General features: G+C 42.9%; 25 protein-coding genes. 9 read left to right on the top strand and 16 right to left on the bottom strand.

Annotated features, from left to right (window positions below):
* Positions 1-22 precede the first annotated feature (22 nt).
* The 7 genes from BI182_RS03390 to BI182_RS03360 all read right to left on the bottom strand — a co-directional run bounded on the left by BI182_RS03390 (position 23) and on the right by BI182_RS03360 (position 7,309).
* Positions 23-991, bottom strand: a complete 969-nt coding sequence (locus BI182_RS03390; protein ID WP_070369577.1) for a glycosyltransferase — start codon at positions 989-991, stop codon at positions 23-25.
* Entirely contained in the window at positions 984-2,123 is a 1,140-nt protein-coding gene (locus tag BI182_RS03385; RefSeq protein ID WP_286805541.1) for an NAD(P)/FAD-dependent oxidoreductase, read from the bottom strand. The genes BI182_RS03390 and BI182_RS03385 overlap by 8 nt, the downstream gene beginning before the upstream one ends.
* A 1-nt stretch (position 2,124) precedes the next feature.
* On the bottom strand, positions 2,125-3,237 hold the full coding sequence (locus BI182_RS03380; protein ID WP_286805540.1) for a DegT/DnrJ/EryC1/StrS family aminotransferase: 1,113 nt from the start codon (positions 3,235-3,237) through the stop codon (positions 2,125-2,127).
* A 15-nt stretch (positions 3,238-3,252) separates the two neighbouring features.
* Complete coding sequence (locus BI182_RS03375) at positions 3,253-3,984, bottom strand: glycosyltransferase (RefSeq protein ID WP_286805539.1); 732 nt, start codon at positions 3,982-3,984, stop codon at positions 3,253-3,255.
* 18 nt (positions 3,985-4,002) lie between these two features.
* On the bottom strand, positions 4,003-5,034 hold the full coding sequence (gene mtnA, locus BI182_RS03370) for an S-methyl-5-thioribose-1-phosphate isomerase (protein ID WP_286805537.1): 1,032 nt from the start codon (positions 5,032-5,034) through the stop codon (positions 4,003-4,005).
* Positions 5,035-5,036: 2 nt separating this feature from the next.
* Complete coding sequence (locus tag BI182_RS03365; protein WP_070369582.1) at positions 5,037-5,792, bottom strand: MTAP family purine nucleoside phosphorylase; 756 nt, start codon at positions 5,790-5,792, stop codon at positions 5,037-5,039.
* Between the two features lie 119 nt (positions 5,793-5,911).
* Positions 5,912-7,309, bottom strand: a complete 1,398-nt coding sequence (locus BI182_RS03360; protein WP_286805535.1) for a DUF2284 domain-containing protein — start codon at positions 7,307-7,309, stop codon at positions 5,912-5,914.
* Positions 7,310-7,587: 278 nt separating this feature from the next.
* Here BI182_RS03360 and BI182_RS03355 point away from each other — a divergent pair, with 278 nt between their 5' ends.
* Both BI182_RS03355 and BI182_RS03350 read left to right on the top strand, forming a co-directional pair.
* Positions 7,588-8,280: an iron-sulfur cluster assembly scaffold protein gene (locus tag BI182_RS03355; protein WP_286805534.1), complete on the top strand. Its 693-nt coding sequence runs from the start codon at positions 7,588-7,590 to the stop codon at positions 8,278-8,280.
* An 11-nt stretch (positions 8,281-8,291) separates the two neighbouring features.
* On the top strand, positions 8,292-9,290 hold the full coding sequence (locus tag BI182_RS03350; protein ID WP_070369585.1) for a GGGtGRT protein: 999 nt from the start codon (positions 8,292-8,294) through the stop codon (positions 9,288-9,290).
* Between the two features lie 361 nt (positions 9,291-9,651).
* On the opposite strand, the gene BI182_RS03345 is transcribed toward BI182_RS03350, so the two are convergent.
* The 3 genes from BI182_RS03345 to BI182_RS03335 form a co-directional block, all read right to left on the bottom strand.
* The gene (locus tag BI182_RS03345) at positions 9,652-10,974 is read right to left on the bottom strand and encodes a 5-methylcytosine restriction system specificity protein McrC (RefSeq protein WP_286805532.1); all 1,323 of its coding nucleotides are present in this window, start codon (positions 10,972-10,974) and stop codon (positions 9,652-9,654) included.
* Complete coding sequence (locus tag BI182_RS03340) at positions 10,958-12,799, bottom strand: McrB family protein (protein WP_286805531.1); 1,842 nt, start codon at positions 12,797-12,799, stop codon at positions 10,958-10,960. Before BI182_RS03340 ends, BI182_RS03345 begins: the two co-directional genes overlap by 17 nt.
* Before the next feature lie 361 nt (positions 12,800-13,160).
* Entirely contained in the window at positions 13,161-13,550 is a 390-nt protein-coding gene (locus BI182_RS03335; protein ID WP_286805529.1) for a hypothetical protein, read from the bottom strand.
* 375 nt (positions 13,551-13,925) lie between these two features.
* Here BI182_RS03335 and BI182_RS03330 point away from each other — a divergent pair, with 375 nt between their 5' ends.
* The gene (locus BI182_RS03330; protein WP_286805527.1) at positions 13,926-14,438 is read left to right on the top strand and encodes an SOUL family heme-binding protein; all 513 of its coding nucleotides are present in this window, start codon (positions 13,926-13,928) and stop codon (positions 14,436-14,438) included.
* A gap of 118 nt (positions 14,439-14,556) precedes the next feature.
* Here BI182_RS03330 and BI182_RS03325 read toward each other — a convergent pair whose 3' ends face one another.
* Positions 14,557-14,826 (bottom strand): type II toxin-antitoxin system RelB/DinJ family antitoxin, encoded by a 270-nt coding sequence (locus BI182_RS03325; protein WP_286805525.1) that lies wholly within the window; start codon positions 14,824-14,826, stop codon positions 14,557-14,559.
* A gap of 380 nt (positions 14,827-15,206) precedes the next feature.
* On the opposite strand from BI182_RS03325, the gene BI182_RS03320 reads away from it, so the two are divergent.
* From BI182_RS03320 to BI182_RS03295, 6 genes are all read left to right on the top strand, one after another.
* Positions 15,207-15,803, top strand: coding sequence for a TetR/AcrR family transcriptional regulator (locus BI182_RS03320; RefSeq protein WP_286805523.1), 597 nt, complete (start codon positions 15,207-15,209; stop codon positions 15,801-15,803).
* A gap of 26 nt (positions 15,804-15,829) precedes the next feature.
* A complete protein-coding gene (locus BI182_RS03315) occupies positions 15,830-16,744 on the top strand; it encodes an EFR1 family ferrodoxin (RefSeq protein ID WP_286805521.1) in 915 nt (304 codons plus the stop codon).
* A 133-nt stretch (positions 16,745-16,877) separates the two neighbouring features.
* Positions 16,878-17,039 carry a YtxH domain-containing protein gene (locus BI182_RS03310; RefSeq protein WP_286805520.1) on the top strand — a complete coding sequence of 54 codons (162 nt, stop codon included), beginning with the start codon at positions 16,878-16,880 and terminating at the stop codon, positions 17,037-17,039.
* 17 nt (positions 17,040-17,056) lie between these two features.
* The gene (locus tag BI182_RS03305) at positions 17,057-17,620 is read left to right on the top strand and encodes a hypothetical protein (protein ID WP_286805519.1); all 564 of its coding nucleotides are present in this window, start codon (positions 17,057-17,059) and stop codon (positions 17,618-17,620) included.
* A 243-nt stretch (positions 17,621-17,863) separates the two neighbouring features.
* Positions 17,864-18,568 carry a hypothetical protein gene (locus tag BI182_RS03300; RefSeq protein ID WP_286805517.1) on the top strand — a complete coding sequence of 235 codons (705 nt, stop codon included), beginning with the start codon at positions 17,864-17,866 and terminating at the stop codon, positions 18,566-18,568.
* A gap of 239 nt (positions 18,569-18,807) precedes the next feature.
* Positions 18,808-19,074: a glutaredoxin domain-containing protein gene (locus tag BI182_RS03295; RefSeq protein WP_250934491.1), complete on the top strand. Its 267-nt coding sequence runs from the start codon at positions 18,808-18,810 to the stop codon at positions 19,072-19,074.
* Between the two features lie 222 nt (positions 19,075-19,296).
* Here the strand turns inward: BI182_RS03295 and BI182_RS03290 are convergent, their stop codons facing one another.
* The 5 genes from BI182_RS03290 to BI182_RS03270 form a co-directional block, all read right to left on the bottom strand.
* A complete protein-coding gene (locus BI182_RS03290; protein WP_286805516.1) occupies positions 19,297-19,818 on the bottom strand; it encodes a hypothetical protein in 522 nt (173 codons plus the stop codon).
* On the bottom strand, positions 19,746-20,081 hold the full coding sequence (locus tag BI182_RS03285; RefSeq protein WP_286805515.1) for a TfoX/Sxy family protein: 336 nt from the start codon (positions 20,079-20,081) through the stop codon (positions 19,746-19,748). The genes BI182_RS03290 and BI182_RS03285 overlap by 73 nt, the downstream gene beginning before the upstream one ends.
* A 460-nt stretch (positions 20,082-20,541) precedes the next feature.
* Positions 20,542-20,889 carry a hypothetical protein gene (locus BI182_RS03280; protein ID WP_286805513.1) on the bottom strand — a complete coding sequence of 116 codons (348 nt, stop codon included), beginning with the start codon at positions 20,887-20,889 and terminating at the stop codon, positions 20,542-20,544.
* 90 nt (positions 20,890-20,979) lie between these two features.
* Positions 20,980-21,219 carry a 4Fe-4S dicluster domain-containing protein gene (locus tag BI182_RS03275; protein ID WP_353744735.1) on the bottom strand — a complete coding sequence of 80 codons (240 nt, stop codon included), beginning with the start codon at positions 21,217-21,219 and terminating at the stop codon, positions 20,980-20,982.
* 83 nt (positions 21,220-21,302) lie between these two features.
* On the bottom strand, positions 21,303-21,498 hold a 196-nt coding region (locus BI182_RS03270; RefSeq protein ID WP_286805512.1), incomplete at its 5' end, for an IS3 family transposase.

Genomic DNA, 21,498 nt, shown 5'->3' with positions numbered 1-21,498 from the left:
GACAACAAATAGCTTTTTGATCTTACTCGCTGATCGTTTCCACCGACTCGATAGTATATTTCTGTTTGCTGAAAACCAGCTCCATCAGCATTGACAGGTATTTGATGATCACCGCCAGAATCACAAAGACGCCGAAAAAGCCAAAGACGATGACCAGCATCATTGAGGTATAGCCGGACACCACGTCTTCGGTAACATAGCTGACTAGAGTATAGATGCCGATGCCAAAGGTGGCCACCATCATAAAGACCGCTGCCAACAGGGTCATCTTGTAAGCCACGTTGGTAAACAGAATCAGCGAATCGGCGGCCATTTCTTTGCGCTGATAGCGGGTTTCCTTATCGTAGCCCTTGGTGCAGGAGCGGTCATTGTCGTACTCGATGGTGTCAATCTTTAAGCCACAGTTGGCGTAAACCGCCTTACGGTAGGGAATCGTCTTGCTCATCGAATGGACCCGGTTAATCGCCCGGCGTGACAACACCCGAAAGTTTTCGGTTCGCAGGGGATGGGGGCTGCGGGAATACCGGTTAAAGACTGCATAAAACAGTCGCGAGGTCTTGCGGCCGCATTTTTTCGGGGCGGCATTGACGATATCAAAACCGGTCAGGCTGTGGTAATAGACATCCATCATCAGCTCGGCATCATAATCCATCACCATGTTATCAAATTCAAAGACGAAATCACCGATGGACAGATCAATCCCGGCATTCATGGCCAGCTCAACGCCCTGATAAAAGCTCATGTTGACGACGTTGATGACGGTACCTTTGATGCTTTTGCCAATCTCCCGGATCACTGCCAGGCTGTTGTCATCCGAAGCGTCATTGACGCAGATGATCTGGTAGTTTTCAAAATTGGCACTTAAAACCGCATTGATTTTTTCCAGAAAATCCCGGATTCGCTCTTCATCATTATAAATATAGATCACCGCCGAAACAAAGTTCTTTTCTTTGTCCCGAACGGTCACCTTCTGTTCTTGCTGTCTAGTCATTTTTTAGTACCTCATCCAAATCGTAAACCGTGTTTATTTTTCCCGATAATACCGAGACAAAGGTTGGCTTTTCGCTGACCTTGCGGATCACCGTCGGCCGGGAGTCGTCCACCTCGGAAGCCTTTAAGATCGGCTTCATTGAATAGAGTGAGCCCTCGTAGCTAAAACCGTACTCGGCCTTTAGATATTTCTCAGCCATATTGGACATGTAGGGCCAGGCGGATTGGGGCTTTGCAACGCAATCGTTGCAATTGCCCAGCTGTTCGGGACTGCAATATCCCCAGCTCTTTGTTTGACAGTTAAACTGCGGCAGGCTGTCAAAGGACGAAACATGGGGGGTAAAGGTGACTGAAGTCAGGGAATGATAGCCGCTTTTGCCAAAGGGCATTACCGAAAAAAAAGGCCCGTCCATCACCGTAATGCCGACCTCCCGGAGTTTGTCCTGGGGTTTACAGAGAATGATTTCACAGAGCTCATACTTAATTTTAAAGGGCTCATAACCGGCCAGACTAAGAATCTGATTGGTGGAACCATAGGTGGCGTTAAGCAGGAAGCCCGTTTCTAAAGCGGCACCGCTTTCCAGCGTCAGGACGTAGCTGTCTGGCCCCTTATCAATCTGCTGCAGTCGGACGCCATAGTTGATTTCAACATTTTTCATTCCGGTCAGCGCATCGACAAAAAACTGCCCCAGAATCCCGGCGTCATAGGTATATTCCTTGGTCAGGTAGGCGCCGTCACAAAGGCCCTTTTTAAAATACTTGTCGGGCATTAATTCTTCACAGAGAATCTCGGCGGCCTGACAGAATTGGACAAACTGTTCCCGGTTGGTCCAGCTGAAGCTGTCGCTGGTGGCGTAAACCTGATCAAAGGCACTGTGAATGCAGAAATCATAATCCTTGATAAAACGGTTGAAATAATGGGCTGATTTGATGGCCGTGGCATAAGACCGGGGATAATGATAGCCCATGTGAACCCGGGCCTGGTTGATGTAGGTGGCCCGCTGAAAGGGGGATTTTTCCCATTCCAGCACCAGCACCCGCTCGCCCCGCTCGCCACAGAGCTTGGCGGCATAAAGACCGTAAAGCCCGGCGCCGATAATGATCTTGTCCCATTTGCTTTTGTTTGCGGTCATCTTATTGCTCCAATGCCTTGGGCACAAAAGCATTGATGGCAGCCACTACCGTATCAATCTCAGCGTCGGTCATCCCATAAAAAAGCGGCAGCGATAAAACCTCGTCGGCCAGTTTTTCGGTAATCGGCAGACTGCCCGGGCCGATCTTTAAATACGCATAGGCTTCCGACAGATGGGGTGGGATCGGGTAGTGAATAATACTGCCAATGCCCTGTGTTTCCAGATAATCTTTCAGCTCATCCCGATAGGGCGTGGTCACGACAAACTGATGCCAGACTGTGGTAGCCTGGACCCGCAGCTTTGGCAGCGCAATTACAGGGTTGTTCATTTTGTTAAGATAGGTCATGCAAACCCGGTTGCGGTCGGCATTAAGCGCGTCCAGATAACGAAGCTTAACGTTTAGCAGCCCGGCCTGAAGTTCATCGAGCCGGGAATTGGTGCCGACCACCTTATTATAATAGCGCTTCTCACTGCCGTAAAACCGATACATCCGAAAGGCCTGATCCAGTTCCGGGCTGTTGGTGGTAATCGCCCCACCATCACCAAATGCGCCAAGATTTTTGGATGGATAAAAACTGAAACAGCCGATATCCCCAAAAGAACCGGTCATCTGACCCTGATAGGTGGCGCCATGGCTCTGGGCGCAATCTTCTACCAGATAAAGGTTATGCTTTTTGGCAATCGCCACGATCTTATCCATTTCGCAGCAGGTGCCGTAAAGGTGCACCACCAGAATGGCTTTGGTCTTGTCGGTAATTCTTTCTTCGATTTTGTCCGCATCGATGCTATGAAAGGCGTCCGGCTCGACAAAAACCGGGGTGGCATTGTTTATCGTAATCCCCATGACACTGGCAATATAGGTATTGGCCGGAACGATGACCTCATCACCGGCGCCAATGCCCAAGACCCGAAACGACAGCCACAGGGCATCTAAGCAGTTGCCCAGACCGACGCAGTAATCGGTGCCGACATAACTGGCAAAATCTTTTTCAAAGCGCGCTACCTCATCCCCAAGCACATAGCTGCCGCTTCTTAAAATTTCCAGGGCTTTGTTTTCGTATTCCGCTTGGTGCTCGTTGAAATGCCGAAGTAAATTGTTCGCTGGTACCTTCATCTTAACTCCTTGCTGTCAGCCTTTTGTTCGATCTTCTTTGATAAACTCTGACTTTAAAAATTTGATCTGCTTGAGATAGGATACCACAGTTTTAACAACCTTTACCTTAGTATCGTAATCATCTTTCCAGATTACCGGAATATCATAAACGGCAATGCCCTGGCGCTCGGCCCGCAGCAACAGCTCCACGCAATAAAACCAGCCATTGTCCTGGCTGGAAGCGGCAATTAGCTGATCAAAGGTGTCTTTGCGGTAAAAATCAAAGCCACAGAGGGCATCGGTAAACTTATTTTTAAACACCACGTGCAAAAGGCTATTAAGCCCCCGGGAGGTCAATTCCCGGGTTGGCTTGCGTCCCATCACGGCCGAATTTTTCATCAGCCGGGAGCCCTTAATAATTTTTACATCCGGCTGGTTTGAAAAAATGTCCTTCACTTCTCTTAAGTGCTCAATACTGGTGGACAAATCGATGTCCATATAGCCGATCACTTCACAGCTGTTGGCAGCGGCACCGGTTCGCAGCGCCACGCCAACCCCTTTTTCCGGAGTTTTTAGATATTCGACTTCTTTATACTTTTCACACAAACGGCGGCTGATGGCCTCGGTGGCATCGGTGGAGCCGTTATCGATGATAGTCAGCTGATAATCAAACAGCTTGTTTTTTTTGAGGAATATCAGGGTTTTTAAAATCCCTTTTTCCAAGCGCCGCTCTTCATCGAGAACGGGAAATAATATATTTACTTTCATACGTCATCCTTTAGCTTTTTATTCGTTTAGCTTGGGAATATTTAGATCATAAGGCGGATAGACCACTCCTTTTTCGGTGATGATCGCCGTGACATTCTGGTGCGGGGTGACATCAAAGGCCGGATTTTCCATGGCAACCCCTTCTGGTGCCACCTGAACCCCACCAATATGGCTGATCTCGCGGCAGTTCCGTTGTTCGATGACGATTTCATCGCCGGACATCATCACAAAATCAATGGTCGAGGTTGGTGCCGCCACATACATCGGGATACCATGGGCCTTGGCCAGTACCGACACCGAATAGGTGCCGATTTTATTGGCGACATCGCCATTTACCGCAATCCGATCGGCGCCGACAATGACACCATCAATTTTGCCTTGCTTCATCATCCAGCCCGCCATGTTGTCGGTGATCAACGTTACCGGAATGCCGTCGGCGTGGAGCTCATAGGCCGTCAGCCGGGCCCCCTGTAAAAACGGCCGGGTTTCATCGGCATAGACAGAAATATTCTTGCCCGCTTCATGGGCGGCTCGGATCACGCCCAGGGCGGTGCCGTAATCGGCGGTGGCCAGAGCACCCGCATTGCAGTGGGTCAAGAGGGTATCACCTTCGTGGATCAGTTCGGCACCATGCTTGCCCATGTCCCGGCACATCTGAATGTCCTCGGCACAGATCGCATCGGCTTCCTGTTTTAAGATCGCCACCAGCTCGGCCGGCTCTTTATCGGCATTGGCCGCCATCACGTCTTCCATCCGCTTAATCGCCCAGAATAAATTCACGGCGGTGGGACGGGTAGACGCCAGTAATTCGCAAACTTCTTTCATTTTAACATAAAAAACATCTTTTGGCTCGTTTTGATATTCCAACGCACCAAAATAAACACCGTAGCCAGCGGTTACCCCGATGGCCGGTGCACCCCGGACAATCATATCGACAATCGCTTTGGCAATTTCCCGATAATCGGTATAGGAATTAACAATAAACTCCGTGGGAAGCTTGGTTTGATCAATCAGACTTAGCTTCCCCTCTTCAAAATAAACAGCTTTCAAGCCTACACCTCTAACTTATCGATGAGCTTAAAGATCAGCGCTTTTACTTTTTCGGCATTTTCGTTTAAAACCCGGATGACATCCTCGTTGGTGACTGGCTTAATGTCGGGATGGCCTTCGAGCCCGGCATCGTAATCGGTGGTCAGGGCAATGTTCACCACCGGGATTTCCTGTTCCAGACAGAGATAGCCTTCCGGATACTGGGTCATATTAACCACATCGGCACCCAGCATCGCAAACATCCGGCTTTCGGCCACGGTAGAGAAACGGGGCCCGTTAATAACAATCACTGTCCCGCCAAAATGCGCCGTAATTCCGCATTCTTTAGCCGCTTCCATCGCCAGCACCCGCAGGTTTTTATCGTAGGGATGGGCCGAACTCAGATGATTGACCTTCGGTTTTTCAAAAAAGGTATCCTTGCGGCCGGAGGTCATATTGATAAACTGATCGGTGATCACAAAATCGCCGGGTTTGATATCAAACTTAAGACTCCCCACACAGCAGGGCGAGATAATCGCTTTGACCCCCAGGGTTTTTAAGGCATAGATATTGGCCCGATAATTAATTTCAGACGGATTGAGCGTATGTTCTTTGCCGTGCCGGGGCAAAAAGGCCACGGTTTTTTCGCCTACTTTAACCAGGCTGATATCGTCCGATGGCTTGCCATAAGGAGTGTCGACTTCAATTTTTTTCACATCACTACTAAGCTCATAAAGACCGGAACCGCCAATAACACCAATGTCTGCTGAATAATACATCATTTTTCTCCTTCAAATTGTTTTTTTATCGTTGCTGCAAAAGCGCCGTGATATAAATTAGATTGTGCCCAGGACGGCCAAAGCTCATCCCAAACACAATCCAGGTCGTTACTACTATTCTATTCGGGAATCACCAGGGTTGCCAGGGTTGACTTGGTGACAATGGTTTCTTCCTCGTCATCAAGGCTGGCTTTAAAGCCCAACCACTGATAGTTGCTGTCGTCCTCTTCTTCTGCGACTGTCTCTTCACTCACTTCCGAAACCGCTTCTTCAACTGCAACACAGCTGACTGCTGGTTCGGTCACTGCTGCTTCAGCTGCCGCTTCTTCGACCTGGGGTACAGCCAGATCCGGACACACTTCCCCGGCTGGCTCAGTCGCTTCATTTTCCGCCGGTATTTCTTCGCCATCGAGAATCAGCTCGGTCATTTTTGGGATTGGACGTTTGACGATTTCGTCATCATCAAGGTTAGCCTTAAAGCCCAGCCATTGATATTTGCTGTCGTCTTCTTCCTCAATCACCACTTCGGGAGCTTCCGGTTCCGGTTCGGCCGTTAGGGTAACCACTTCCACCAGCACCTCTTCTGCCTTAACTTCCGGGGCCGTGTCTTCCTCGTAGATTTTTTGTGCTTCCACTTCTTGTGCTGTCATTTCCGGAATCACATCTTCTTCGCCCTGAATGGTGACCGTATAACCCTTTTTCATGACTTCATCTTCAGGGTTCTTATCGGCTTTATAGCCGACCCAGCTTTTCTGGGGCCGATACGCTGGAATTTCATCGTCAATGATTTTAGCTCTGGCGGCAACCGCCGCTCTGCCACCATGGATGGTCTCTTCCGGTTTGATGACTTCCGAAACTTGGAACTCATCCACCGGCGCCCGGTGTTTGTCCCGTTCCCAGCTCTTCTTTTTATCGGGAAAATATTTTTTGAGGATTTCTTTGGGAATTTCTTCATTGCAGAGGATTGCCGACACCGAGGTCAGCACCTCCGGCAAGCGGTAGGTATCGCCCCACTTGATTGTCATGCCGACCTCATATTTAAGCAGATCGGCCACATTAAAGCCGAGCGATTCCAATGAAAAGCGCATCATGCCGGGATGACGGCATGGTTCATTGGTTTTTCTGGCACAGGCCAGCCCCTGGGTTTCGCAGATCGGGCAATTGCCGGGGATCAGACCGATCACCCCATCGACTTCGTTTTCAATTTCTAACAGGGTTTTCCAGGTCATCACCTTGATCGCCTGGAGTTTGTCGGTACAGTAGTCTTTAACCGCCTGAGGATCACGGATATTTCTTAAATCTTCCCGGGAGACCTCAAACTGTCTGCCGATGATGTGCATGTATTTAAACTGTTTTAGAAAGATTGCTTCATCAAATGCGTAAGGGGGGCAGGACCAGTATTTGGAAAAATTCGGGCATGCCTTACAAAAGCCCAGCGTCTTGTCCCGGTCGAAATACTCATCCATTAAGTACTCCACTCTTTTTGCTCCCAGGCTAAGTTTATTTTTCAATTCCATTCGTTTACATCCCTTCTCAATCAATCCGCAGATCAATCGACCAATTATCTATCGTTTCATTTAATAAATTTTTAAGATAAGTTCCCGAACCAAAGATAAAATTCACCTATTTTAGGTTCTTGCCCTATTCTACATCGATTTCGCCATTTCATCAATTAAACTTTTTGTCCTATTCGGGTATTTTTCCCCGATTCGTAAAAATGACAAAATATTACCTGTTTATTTTGAAATTTTAAGTTTATAATTAAAGGAGTAATTTTTTGAAGGGAGATTAATGAATGGAATATTCTCACGAAATTAAAAGAATGTGTACCGTTGGTAATAACGCAAACCACGGTTGTGCCCCAATCCCAGAGGAGGGAAAATGGGTTCAGGCAAAAGAAGTCACCGACATCTCCGGTTTGACACACGGTATTGGCTGGTGTGCCCCACAACAAGGCGCCTGTAAATTAACCCTTAATGTAAAGGATGGCATCATCGAGGAATGTCTGATTGAAACCATCGGTTGTTCGGGAATGACTCATTCAGCTTCGATGGCCTCTGAAATTATGCCAGGAAAAACAATCTTAGAAGCACTTAACACGGATTTAGTTTGTGATGCAATTAACACCGCCATGCGGGAATTGTTTTTACAAATCGTATATGGCCGTACCCAAACGGCATTCTCCGAGGGCGGCCTGCCAATTGGCGCCGGACTTGAAGATTTGGGCAAAGGTTTGCGAAGCCAGGTTGGTACCACCTATGGTACCCTTGCCAAAGGCCCCCGCTACCTGGAAATTGCCGAAGGTTATATCCAGAAATTGGCCTTAAACAAAAACGATGAAATCGTTGGTTACTCTTTCGTTCACCTTGGAAAAATGATGGAAAGTATCAATAACGGCGTTGAGCCAGCTGTCGCTTTGGAAAAAGCCTCTGGTAAATACGGACAATTCGACGATGCGGTCAAATACATCGATCCAAGAAAAGAATAGGAGGAAATCACATGGCATTATTTGAAAGTTATGAAAGAAGAATCGCTAAAATTGAAGAAGTTTTAGCTGCCAATGGCATTGCCTCTTTAGAAGAAGCAAAAGCGATCTGTGATGAAAAAGGCATTGATGTGGCTGGCATTGTTAAAGGCATTCAGCCGATCTGTTTTGAAAACGCCTGCTGGGCTTACACCCTGGGTGCGGCTCTGGCCATTAAACGTGGCATTACCAATGCGGCTGACGCCTCTGAAGTCATCGGCGAAGGCTTACAGGCTTTCTGTATTCCCGGTTCAGTGGCTGAACAACGGAAGGTTGGTTTAGGTCATGGGAACCTCGGTGCAATGCTTTTACGAGAAGAAACCGAATGTTTTGCCTTTTTAGCTGGCCATGAATCCTTTGCGGCGGCTGAAGGTGCCATCGGTATCGCCCGCTCGGCCAACAAGGTTCGTCAAAAACCGCTGCGGGTTATCTTAAACGGTCTGGGCAAAGACGCAGCTCTGATTATTTCCCGGGTCAACGGCTTTACCTATGTCAAAACCGACTATGACTACGCCACCGGTGAACTAAACATTGTTTCCCGAACCCCGTATTCCGACGGCGAACGGGCTGCCGTTAACTGCTATGGCTGTAACGATGTGCAAGAAGGCGTGGCCATCATGCATTATGAAGGGGTTCATGTTTCCATCACCGGAAACTCCACCAACCCGACCCGTTTCCAACACCCGGTTGCCGGCACCTATAAAAAGGAAGCTTTAGAACAAGGCAAGAAATATTTCTCCGTGGCCTCTGGCGGCGGTACCGGCCGAACCCTGCATCCGGACAACATGGCCGCTGGTCCAGCTTCCTACGGGATGACCGACACCATGGGCCGGATGCATTCTGATGCTCAATTCGCCGGTTCGTCTTCGGTTCCTGCCCATGTTGAAATGATGGGTCTGATCGGAATGGGGAATAACCCAATGGTTGGTGCGACGGTTTCGGTTGCGGTAGCCATCGAAGAAGCAAGTAAGTAGGCTATAGCCCAATTTGTTACGGTATCATGCGATTTCAGAGCAGTTCATTTGAGATCATTTGAAGTCGTAAGACACAAGTAGGCCACAAATTTATCATAGAAAAACCCAGGTTGTTAAGCCTGGGTTTTTTTGATTTATTGTTTTCTCTGGTCACCCTGATTAAGAGTCCGGTAAGAATAGCAGAATAACCGCCTCAAAGAGTTATCCCACCACTTTATCACCGTTTTTTTATAATTCTAGGTTTTCCCTAATGGAATCGAACTCCCGACCTACTGAAGTATCAAAGTTTGTTGATAATAGGCTAGATGTAATCAGCTCTTGTTTATCATGTAAAACTTTCAATAAGAAATTAGATTATAATTTATAACCCGTCAAAATGGCTTTTGAATGATAATTCACTTTCTTTCATCTGCGTTTTAAATTGATCATAATCTGCTACATTATTAGGAATAAGCAACCCATATTTGCTGAGCCTTATATTTTCACGAGCTCCAACATCTTTTTCATATGTAGAACCGCTATTTAGATGCAGCTCAAGATTTTTTATCTCACCACTTTCGGGGTAAAAGTAATAACCATTCGTTGCATCAAACCTAAACATATATGCCAAGACCTGAAGATAATCTTTATTCCCAATGTTATTAATTGGTTTATACTTGGCATCAGCAATAGTCCGATTCTTGTTGTCTCGACTAATAAAGTCAGGGTAAATTAACCCCACATTACCAGCAAATAGCCGTTGAGCGCCTTCTTTACCTTTATTCCTTGGATGGTAAAAGAACTGACCAATCAGTGAATTTATGTACTCCTCCCAAAGCCATGCACCATCAAACAGAATTCCGTGAAGTTGACGGACACCTGAACCGATTTGTTGTTTCTCATACTGCAAAATCATGATGCATAATCGCTGGAGTTCTCGATAATCATGGTAAAAAGCATGACGAATGGGTTTTTTCCTATTTGCGATGATAATTTTCCTTCGGTCATAGTATTCATAGTCCGTAGTTGCTTCATAGATTGCTGATATCTCATCTTTAGCTCGTCGGAGCAACTTGTTGCCATAGGGTTTAGTTTTAATGAATTCAATCGTATGGCGGATTAATTGCATCAGATCGTTATCGAATGAAAATTCACGCTGATTATAAGAAATATTTCCTGTAAAGGGTGTGTTTCTTATAATATGTCGTGCAATATCAATGGTTCCTTTTAGGTTGCCATCATTATATTGATAGTTTTTGTATGTTTTAAAAAGCCCTTTTCGCATCGCTGATTTGAGATAGTAGGGAAAAAGAAACACCAGTAAATTAAACATTCTGCTGTTTTGATCAGCATCAGTGTGCAACTCTAAGAAATTAGGAAAGTCTAAAACACACTCCAATAAATACTGAAAAAAATAGTCGCTTTTTCCTGTAGAAAAACGCGATTCAATTACAAGACGTTCTTTACCGTATCCAAGGAATCCCAAAACGTTGCTAGTGCGATAACAATCATTGATGCGCTGAAGAATCATCTGATCTTTAGTAATATCTTCCGCCTCACTTACTTCTTCAGGAAAAACGAAAACCCCTTCTTTTTCTAGCTGCTTCAAAGTTTTGTCTAAAATTTTTTTTGTTAAATGATTAATGCTTTCAAATTCATTTTTTTTAGTAAATACATTATCTTTAAGTTTAATAATCGCCGTCATCAACGTCACCTGTTTGAGGTTCCACATAGCCATAAGCTTTCGCAAATTTTTTCATGATTCCTTCTTCATCATACATACCACGAACATAATCTAACAGTAATGGTGAAAGGTAATCAGTCCACAATTGTTCTACACTCAAAATCTTAAGCTTCAGGAAATAAGATGCACCAATATGATAGTTCTCGTTCAATTCTTCGACTTTTGAAATTTCGTTGTTCAGGGCTGTCATCCGTTGAATTGCGTCTTCTTTACTTTCATCAAGATAATCCAGCATTTCCAGGCGCTCATCAGCTTTTATTTCAATAAATCTAAAACGACGACGCATCGCAAAATCAAAACTATCGACCGAACGATCAATATCATTCATTGTTCCAATAATATAAACATTCTCCGGGATATAAAATTTTTCACTTGAATTATCGTATAGATTAGCATACTGAGTTGACACTTCTCCGGCTCGTCCACGGTATCCCGGATCAATTGAAAAGAATAGTTCTCCCAATATTTTGGAAATTTCTCCACGGTTTATCTCATCAATAATAAAAATATATGGTTTCAGTTTCTCTGGTTTGAATACAAACTCAGACGTAGATGTTTTATTTGCCTTGATTGCTTTGAAAATTGCCAAATCATAAGAGTATTGTTGGGTATTGCTTAATTTTCCAAAAAAATCTCTTACATCCTTCACCTGAGTAAATGTTTGACCCGATGCCAACATTTCTTTTAACTCATTAATATTTATACTAAGTTTGTCCGATGTTTTGTTTTCAGGTATTGAAATATTGATATGCTTATCGTCTATCCCGGTGATATGAAATTTGGTACGAGTAACAGTTTCCAGCTCATCTACTCCCAACTCAATGTTCGAGAAATATTCCGACATCATTTCCTGCACGGATGTTTCTTTCTCAATAACTTCTTGCGATTTTTGCGAGTTATCAAAGTTTGTCTTGGCTCGAGTAACAAATCTTTTAAATACGCCATCCTGAAGCTCAAATCCCATGCTGCCATCATCGTTTGTTTTTGGGCGTAACCCTTCTACAAAGTCTGTGTAGTCATAACTTGGATGAAACTGTACAAATTCGATTTGCTTTTTTTGTTCTTCACTTAGAAGCATATAATCAGAAAAATAGCCGTTACTAACAATATCCGTAGCAATTTCTTTTGCTAGATATGTTTTTCCTGTTCCCGGGGCACCACGAAAAATAATATTTTTAGATTCGATCAAATTGCTAGAATATGGATTATTGTAGCCTTTAGACTCCATAACTTGCGCTTCTTCGATAAGCTTTTCTTGGTCAGGTTGAACAGCTTCTTTGATATCCTTTTTGCGGTAAGTAAGAACAAATTCATCACCTTCACGGCCAAATCGTTTTAAACATTCTTGAATGAAAATAATCGTTGAAAAAACATTCCAGCAATAAAAAACAAATTTCCGGTCATTGTCATAGCTATAAATCAAATACTCAAGTGATTTCCTATGCTTCCTGAATTCTTCGACACTTGTGAATATTCCTCGAATAATTTCTGTGGCTGGCGTATATTGGCAAACTGGAAAATTCTCTTTTTCTTCTACTGACAAAGCTACAATCGACCGCTCAAAAACTTGACAAGCTAAACGAGGCATTGTTTGATTAGAGTTTCTTCTTTCCCCTTTATTATAGTTACGGCGAATAATTTCGCCTTCGGATTTCTTGAAAAATGAATCCAAAGGCTTATAGTTGTCTCCTAATCCAAGGTTATCCATTGTGAATCGGGCATCTGTTGATATAACTTCATTAGCGGTGATAACCAGTTCATATTTTTCTTGTTTTGTTTCAGTCATATAATTTAGTTCCCTCCAAATAATAATTTTCAGTTGCTTTTCTTATGTTGTTTTTTTCTTATGGTAATAGTATAACCAATTATTTAAATTTTGTATTCAATATGTTGTTCATATTATACGAATAGTTTGAAAGTGTTGGCTGATTAATGAATAATTTGACATTTGATGATTTTTGCGTTTTTTTTCGCACGTTTTTTCTAAGATACTGTGGCCGTTTCACACCGCTTCAATATCAACGCCACCAGCATCTTGTCTGGAGACACAGCGACGTTTGGAAGATATGGGGACGTTTCGTTCGTCATACTCCAGCTATACAAAAGAACTGGTTTTTTATCCACTTGTTTTTATCACAAACTGTCACCTATTCCAATAAAGTGAGCCGATTCTCAATCAGAGCTTTCGCAATTCTCATGGCCTTGATCAAATTTTCAAACCGTCGATAATGAGCGCTACCTTCAGCAAATTTCTCCTGTGCTTTTTCACACTTACTGATAATTGAAACCACTGGCCTCAGTGCTTCGGTTAATTCTTCTTTTGTAACCTGCCCCAGTTCTTCTGTCATTTGGTCCTTTAGGGATAGTTCACTTTCAATCAGTAGCTTTGAGATAACCATTGCTTTAATTCTATTTCTAAGCAGTGAATACTGGGCAGTTCCTTCCGCAAATTTCTTTTGCATCTTTTCACAGTTGCTGATCGTTTTAGATACTTCCCGAAGTGCTTCGCTCAATTCTTCATCCGTGTAATTGTCCATATGATTGCTCCTTTGATTTCACAGTACCTTGCCACAAACGGTGTCTCACAGAGACATGTGGACGTTTCGTCATAACTCTCATTTTAATAAAAGCACCACCATCGCCTTTCCCAGCCCGTGGCCCGACTCAATTTACTATGGGCACTCCACCGCAATATCCCGCAATACTGCCACAGTGTTTCTTAGATCTGAGATTGGTTTGATATTTGGCGTTGTCAACAATTCTTTTCCTGCTGAAAAAATCATACCCTGATTTGATGTTATCTTCAACAGCAAACTGCTGTAGTTGCAAAAATGATCAGCCGTTTTAAAAAAAGTCGTATAAAAATCAAATTTGGGGTAACAATAGTTTATAAACCACAAGGAGGAAAGATCATGCCAAATTATGAAACCCCAGAATACACAGTGATTGAGAAAGATAATGATTTCGAGCTTCGCGCCTATAAAAGTTATCTGACGGCTTCGATCGACGATAAAAAAAGTGAAAACGCCAGTGGATTTAATCAGATTTTTGATTACATCAACGGGAACAATTCCAAACATCAGAAAATTGCAATGACTGTCCCGGTGTTTAATGAACTCGGAACAGGTATTTCAATAACAGCGTTTGTTCTTCCCGCTAAATATGCCAACGAACCGCCCCCAGAACCGGGTAATTCACGAATTGCCATTAATAAAATCGATGAAAAAACCGTTGTTGCCATTACTTTTTCCGGCTCCGTCAAAAAAGAAAAGCTTACTGAACTCCAATCAAAATTACTCCAATGGCTTCAGGAAAAGAATCTTAAGACCCATGGCAATTTCCGTCTGGCCCGTTATAATTCCCCCTTTACGCCTTTGTTCTTAAGGCACAACGAACTGCTGATTGATCTCGAGAAGCCCCTCTAAACCCCACACTATTAAAGCGCTGAAAAAAAGACCTGTCGTGCATGACCCGGGGGACGTTTCGCTTAGCCAATCCGTTTGCTTTATTAGGTAATCTTCCCAGGCCTCATCCGTCCAGACTTTATTCATCGTCAGCCTCAATTAGCTCATGAATGGTTCCCTTGCCAGCCTCAAGACTTTTGATGGATTCTCTTAATCTTTCCACGTTTGCTTCACCATAGAAAAAATCATCATTGATCGTCAAATCAAAGGGAATTCCATGCTTACGAACCACCGCTCTTGCAAAAACATTGATCGCTGCTGTCATATTTAAGCCCAGTTCTGTACAAATCATATCAAAGTTTTTTTTCAATTCTTCATCCATACGGATGTTGAGATTTGTTTGTGCCATAATTTGTCACCTCTTATCTAATATTTAAAGATATAATAGCCCATTTTATTGACATTGTCATTAAATATAATTACAATACACATCTTATTCACCCATTATTCAAATCAAAGGCACCACTTTTATCCATTTGCATGTCTAGGAACGTTTTTCTGCGCTTACTTTGCTCTTTCCTGTTTCATCTGCTGTTGTTCTAACTTGCCTGACATCGACTGACTGGCATGACAAACAAAACACCTCCACATCATATAAACCTATATGAAAAGACTAAATCCAAGTGTTTGAAATGAATTGAACCCTTGCCATTTAAAGAACATCTTGACAAAATCAGATCATCGCTTTAAAATAAAACCGACGGTCGGTTTTTTTAAGGAGGAATTTTTATGGCTAAATGGGAAACAAAAGAAAAACGGATGGATGACATCGTCAATGCTGCCGTTGCGGTTTTTCTTGATAAGGGTTATGAAGGAGCCTCCATGGAGAGCATTGCCAAACAAGCGCAAATCAGTAAAGGTGGCTTGTATCATCACTTTGGCAGCAAAGACGAAATTTTATTTTATGCCAGCGAAAAGCTGAATGAACCCATTTATGCGTATGTTCACCTCGCTTTAAAAGAATCTGATCCGATAGCAGGGCTTCGATTTTACATCCGGAACTATGTCTCATACTGGTTATCGCACCAGAAGGAGCTTACCTTTTTCTTTTTAACCATGATTAAAGCCATTGCAACTCCGGAAATGTGGAAAGCGTATGCAAATTACTATACGCATATCAGTGACTTTATCAAAGCACTCTATGACCGAGGCATCAGCAGCGGACAATTTGTTGAACACAATACCCGGGCCAGTGCCCTGACCCTGATGTCAGCACTGGATGGTGTCCTATCCTATCTGGTGATGAATGAAAACATCGAGCTTGAAGCTGTCATTGGAGATTTTGAAGCTCAGTTTATCAATTCGGTATTAATCTCAAGGATTTAAGGTTTCTACCCAAGGAGGCTATTAGAATGAAAAAAATCGGGATCTTTTATTTTTCAGGTACCGGCAATACAGAAATTATTGCCCGGCTGTTAGCTGAGTCCTATGAACGCAACCAAGTAGAAGTTGAACTATTTCGAATTGAGGATGTTGTAAATCATAAAAAGACATCAGTCATCAATGATTTTGATCTGATTGGAGTCGGTCATCCCGTTCTGGGATTTGGCGCTTCAGGTATTACTGACCAGTTTGCTCAGATGCTGCCCAGCTGCCCGGGGAAAAAAGCTTTTGTCTTCAAGACCGCCTCTTCTCCGCACTACCTTAACCAGGGGGCGTCCGATAGGGTTATCCAGACAATGGAAGCAAAAGGCTATCGGGTCTTCCATAATTCTATCATTGCCATGCCCTGCAACTTGTATATTAAATATGACGATCAACTAAATAAACAGCTATACCAGGCTGCCGTTAAAAAAGTAGAACGCATCGTCACCGATACCCTCAGCGAACAGGAACAACACTTAAAAATAAATGGGGTTCTAAGCAAATTGCTTCGGGTTCTTTACTATGGGGAAGAACATTATGGAGCCCAATACTTTGCGAAAGGCCTTGCTGCTTCGGCTAGTTGCACACACTGCAAAAAATGCGTTCGTGACTGCCCAACCAATAATATTTCCGAAGCGGAGGATGGAATCTCTTTTGGTTCCAATTGCATTTGGTGTATGCGCTGTATTTACGCCTGTCCCAATCACGCCATAAAAGCTAAACATCTGTCTGGCTGCGTATTAGACCCCTACACCGGTGGATTTAATATTGATCAACTATTAAATAACCCTCAGATTGACGGCAACTATGTCACCGAAAAATCAAAGGGTTATTATAAGCATTTTATAAAATATTTTAGCGAAGCTGAGAATAGTGTAAAAAATTCATCATCGAAACAATAACAAAAAATCAGAACGATCAATAAAACGAATCTCCCAGTTATGGTTTCTGTGATCTAATCACCGATTTCAAAAAAAGCCTTTGATACAATAAGAAACATTCACTTGACCCATCAAATTTTATTCGGAGGTAAAAATGTATATCAAAATAATCGACTCCCGTGTCAAAGGCGCACTGGGGCTTCTTTGCTACAAACGGCTTGGCTGCCTCAACGGCAGTTACCCCATTACTGACAAACTCCATCAAAATGGGATTTATGGAACCATTCCCGGTTTTATGATCCGTTCTTCGTTTTAAAGTGAAGGTGCTGTTGTATGAAAAATAATCGATTCTTATTTCTCCTGGTACTGACTTATTTTACTTTGGGATTTATCAATATTCACTTCGCCATTTTAGGTCTCATCTGTATGATGTTGCCCTTTATTTTATTGTTTAGAAACCGTAAAAAAACCTGGTGCCAAGGCTATTGCCCCCGGGCCAGCCTGCTGAGCACGACCGGTAAACTTACTTCGAAATTATCGTTTAAAACGCCAGCCTTTTTTATCCAGGGTAAGATGAAATGGATTATGCTTATCTATTTTGGTATCAGCCTAACCTTTATCACCATGACCACCATTCGTGTTGGATTAGGCTTTTCACCCGCTTTGGAATACCTGCGTTTTCTGATTGTGATTCCCCTGCCATTTGAAATGCCTCAATTGATCACATTTGAAAGGCTCCCAGCCTGGTTGACGCATCTGTCCTACCGTTTTTATTCCATGATGATGACCACCACGTTTATCGGTGTGATCCTGTCACTGGTTTATAAACCACGCACCTGGTGCACCATCTGTCCCATTTCAACCATTTCCGGCGAGTATATAAAATATACCCGTTGACCTCTTGTACATTCCACAGAGTATGGTTGTCAAAATCAACACGCATCCGTATTCCACAGTGACGACAAATTCGATAAAACTTGACAATTCGCCACTCCTTGATAACGCAACGCTTGCAGGGTTTATCAAACTCGCCAGACTCCTTACTGATAACCTTCGCTTTTACGAATTTTATTTTAATCAATGGATTTACAATTAAAATAAACTTAGTTATAATAAATAAAAAAATCTGGAGCGTTGTTTATGAAGACATTTAAGTACAGTACGATTGTGACTCTGGTTCTGACGGTTTTATCTGCAATTGCGATTTTTGCGATTGACGATATAATCCCCGATTTAGTTGTCGACCCGTTTAAAAGTCATATTCTTAATAACCTCGATAACTACAATTCGTTTCTTTTTGGCATCTTTACCGGATCGCTCGTCAGTCTGATTGTCGCAATTGTCAGTTATGCTACCGAACGCCGACGGTTGATTGCCGAAATCTGGAACAATGCCAGAAAACTCAATGTCAATTTTAAGTTGCTACTGCTCGACAACATTGACTACAACGGGCTGACGCCTGAAAAACTGATTGAAACCGTTGAAAAACAGGCGTTTAACCGGCAGGTTCGCGAATGGCTGAGTTTTTACAGTGCATCCTACCTGATCAGCATTACCCAGCTGGATTTTCTGTTCAATCGGGGAAAAATGATTAAAAAGATCAAAGCGATTGATAAAAATGTCGACGTCTTAAAGTCCGTCGCCGACAGTCTGATGAATGCGTTTTTGAACAAGCAGCTGAACAACAACTATGGCGTCGTTGAGATTGAGAATGTCTTTAAAGTGATTAGCTATCAGGACGAGGAACAGGTGATTCAAACGATGGAGCGACAGCTGGATGACCTGCTGGCGTCTTTTAATAAAAACAATATCCGCCACCATATGAACATATCCCGGCAAGCGTAACACTACAATTGCTCTCTTCCGGGTATGTGTTCACTTTTTAGCGCCTTCATTTACCGCATTAACTCGGTTTATCCTAAACTGCTTGATAACCTGTTTTATTTTCTCCGTTTTTGAATACCTCCGTTTTGCCACCCGGTTTTTGAAACGTTTTTTTGAAAAATACTGGCGTTTTAAGTGACCAGTGGTGGGTAGAATAATACCATCACATTGATCCCTGATGATGTAAAGAAAGGAGACCCATGAAAAAAGAAATAAAATTGTATACCTGGCCGTTTTGTCCGTATTCCAATGGTGCCAAAAAACTGCTTGATGAACGTGGAATTGCCTACACCGATGTTGATATTTTTAAGAATGACGACCTGCGTTATCAGTTACAGGCAGAAACCCATCACTATAGCGTCCCCTTTATTTTTATCGGGGAAACCTGTATTGGCGGCTTTTCGGACCTGAAAAAACTCGACGAGGAAGGCGAACTGTCTGACTTGATTGACGAAAAAAAGGATTAATGCATAAAAAAAACGGCTATCACACACTAGCCGTTTTTTTATGCCGTCAAAAATATCCATAAAGATGGTTTGATGCCTCACGCTGCGGTTGTTTGGCGCATCATGAAGATTTCATTGCGCTGATTGTTTCGGATTGTCGAAGCTTTAATGTCGTTAAAAACAATATATCGCCGCTATGGCAGATTGGCTGTGACTGCCTCACATCAAATGTGACCAACGATTTTAATCAAAGCGAATCGGCATGGTCTTAATCGCTGCGCCAACAACAGCTGCTGTGATCGCAACAATATCAATCCCCATCGGAAATCGAAAAAGCAAACTGATTGCAAGGTAGATACAGCAAAGTAATGTCATTTTTAAAAACACCTTTAAATGCGCCTCTGCATATGCTTTTCTTTTTTCACTGCCCGCTGCTTTTGCTTCTTCAAAGCTGGGTCCGCCATTAATCCAGTAGACATATTCACCGGCATAAATCATCCACATTAATCCATCAATGGCAAGCACCATGAACATCAGGATCATTTTAACCTCAGCACCCGCCCCCCAAGTCATCTTTAAGTGTTCCTGCATTATTCTGTTGATCCCCATTGGCATCAGGGTGCTTGCTGCCAGAAAGAACAACAGCCACAAAATAAGTGGTTTGTAAGTCTTTTTATATGCTTGCTGATTCATCATTTTTTCTTTTTCTTGGGTTTGGGCATTGGCAGTTCCTGATAGCTGGCCCGCAACAATTCCCCCAGCCACTCCCGGTCATCCAATGATTCAATCAAAAACTGTGGCTTGGCCCCGGGGTATGGCAGCCCCTCCTCAACGGTTGTCAGGTGTTCTTCGATCATGGAACGCCCCACTTCGGTTTTCTTTAAAAAAAACTGATTATCGCAGATCAGACCCACAATTTTTTCGTCAAGATAGACGCCATATTCGCCAAACATTTTTCTGTAGCTGACGTTTCCCGCTACCATTAGTTGATCACAAACATACTCTGCAAATTCCTTACTGGTTGCCATTGTTATCTCCTTTTATATTCTGGTCAGATACAAGCCGACAAACTACCTTACGCGCCAATTGATTTAACCAGTGCCCGCTTTAGCCGTTTACCATCACATGACACAGGCATGACTCGGGGACGTTTCGTTCGTCATATTCCGGTTTGACAAAGGTGCTGTTTTTTACATTTCATCGACTTGTGTTTATCACAAACTGACCCATATTTCATTAATTATACCATCCATCAGCCTTTTGGTCTCACAATATTTTGAAACCATTTGTAACCAAACAGTGCCCCCATTGCTTCCCCAGTACCGTCTCAATTGGTGGATACTCCCCGATGTGATGTAAGATCATTTTTTCATCAGATTGAGCAATGGTAGTTACTGATAGGCAGACCGCAATTACAAACTTATCTCTGACAATTTCTGTATTAGACAGAATTCACAACCACACAATAACCATCTTCTTGATACTCATTCATTTTTTATCTTTTTCATTTACCTCATTAACCCGGTTCATTTCAAACTGATCCATCACCTGTGACAGATTTTCCGAATTCATTAGCGCTGTTGGGAAATCAGAAATCGAAAGTGAATTGACCCACGAAACCGCTTGATCTTTATTTTGCGGTTTATCGGACAATGGCAAAATACGAATATTGTAGTCAACAATGGGAATGTCGTTTTCAACTAAGATGGTTTCCAAAGCTTTGGCAACTTCAGCAATTTTATCATAGGAAACATCTTCACTAAACAACGTCACATCGATCGTAATAGGCAATGGCGGATTGTGGATATCCAATTGCATGTCACGCTCAAGTAACAAGAAATTCGCTTCCTTGACAAAACGAAATGCAAGGCTTACTTATTTCTATAAGTGTAGTCCCTTTTTGGGGCATTCCTCAATGCATTTGAATCACAGAATACATTCCGTTCCATTTATCCGTTTTCGAGAATTATTTGTCATCTCAACATTCATCGGACATACCTTTTTACAGCGGCCACAGCCGTTGCACTTTTCTTCATCTATTTTAATCCTAAGCAGTGAGAAATAACTCGCCGGTTTTAAAAAGATTGTAATGGGACAAATATATTTACAAAATGCACGGTTATCCTTGCAAGCAAATGCAAGAATTGTTCCAATATCAAAGTACATGATATTTCAAATTATAAGCTATAAAACATTGGTCCTATGTCAAGATTTAGTACAAATTAAAATGAGAATTTGACACCCACATTTTAACCTGCTATTTGTAAATTTTCATTTTGTGTTTTAGTAAAAAGTTTTTCAAAATTATTCGGCGACATATAATTACAATGACTGTGGATTCGAGTTGTATTATAAAAGGTTTCCAGATACTCAAAGATCAGCCGGTAAGCATGGTTATAATCAAGGATTTTAAAGCGATTGAGCCATTCACGTTTAATAATAAAT

This window comes from Acetobacterium sp. MES1, assembly GCF_002237635.1.
GTDB lineage: Bacteria > Bacillota > Clostridia > Eubacteriales > Eubacteriaceae > Acetobacterium > Acetobacterium wieringae.
The sequence above is the reverse complement of the archived record's forward strand: the minus strand, read 5'-3'. Positions and strand labels throughout refer to the sequence as shown.